Here is a 1,174-nt window from a genome sequence, read left to right as displayed (position 1 = left end):
CCATGAACTCCGGGAAGCTCGTCGCGATCATCGCCTGATCGTCGATGGTCACCGGCTTTTCCGTCGCCAGCCCCATCACCAGAAAGCTCATGGCGATGCGGTGGTCGAGGTGAGTCTGCACGGTGGTGTCCTGGCCGTTGGGATGGCCGCCAAGGCCCTTGCCGCCCGGTTTTCCGCGCACGGCGAGCGAGGCCTCGCCCTCGGTGCAATCGACGCCGTTAAGCTTCAGCCCGTTGGCGACGGCCGACAGCCGGTCGGACTCTTTCACGCGCAGCTCCTCCAGCCCCTGCATCAGCGTCTCGCCCTCGGCGAAGCTGGCAGCGACGGCGAGCACCGGATATTCGTCGATCATCGACGGCTCCCGCTCGGGCGGCACGGTGACGCCCTTGAGCTCGGAATAACGCACCCGCAGGTCGGCGACATCCTCGCCGCCGGCATTGCGCGGGTTGAGGATGTCGATGTTGCCGCCCATCTCCTGCAGCGTCAAAAGCAGGCCGGTGCGGGTCGGGTTCATCAGCACGTTTTCTATTGTGATGTCCGAACCCGGCACAATCAGTGCCGCCACCAGCGGGAAGCCGGCCGAGGACGGGTCGCCCGGCACGGCGATCGTCTGGCCGGTCAGCCTGCCCTGGCCTTCGATGAAGATGTGGCGCACGCCGCGCTCGTCGGTCTCGACCGACAGATTGGCGCCAAATCCTTTCAGCATCTTTTCAGTGTGGTCGCGCGTCATGACAGGCTCGATGACGGTGGTGATGCCCGGCGTGTTCAGCCCGGCGAGCAGCACCGCCGATTTCACCTGCGCCGAAGCCATCGGCACGCGGTAGGTGATCGGCGCGGCGTGCTTTGGCCCATGCAGCGTGATCGGCATGCGGTCGCCTGGCGTCGCCTTCAGCACCTGCACGCCCATCTGGCGCAAGGGTTCCAGCACGCGGCCCATCGGCCGGCCCGACAGCGAGGCGTCGCCGATGAAGGTCGTCTCCATGTCATAGGTGCCGACAAGGCCCATGGTCAGCCGCGAGCCGGTGCCGGCATTGCCGAAGTCGAGCGGGCCTTCCGGCTGCAGCAGTGCGCCGTTGCCGGTGCCGCGGATCACCCACTCGTCGCCGTTCTTCTCGATATGTGCGCCCATTGCCTTCATGGCCGCACCCGTGCGCATCACGTCCTCGCCCTCCAG

Annotated in this window: 1 protein-coding gene; it reads right to left on the bottom strand. The window is 66.7% G+C overall.

What is annotated here, in order from left to right:
* On the bottom strand, window positions 1-1,174 hold a 1,174-nt coding region (gene aroA, locus EOC06_RS37545; RefSeq protein WP_128310133.1), incomplete at both ends, for a 3-phosphoshikimate 1-carboxyvinyltransferase.

This window comes from Mesorhizobium sp. M7A.F.Ca.MR.362.00.0.0 (genome assembly GCF_004023175.1).
Lineage (GTDB): Bacteria > Pseudomonadota > Alphaproteobacteria > Rhizobiales > Rhizobiaceae > Mesorhizobium.
Note: the sequence above shows the minus strand (reverse complement) of the source record. Positions and strands in the feature narration are given on the sequence as shown.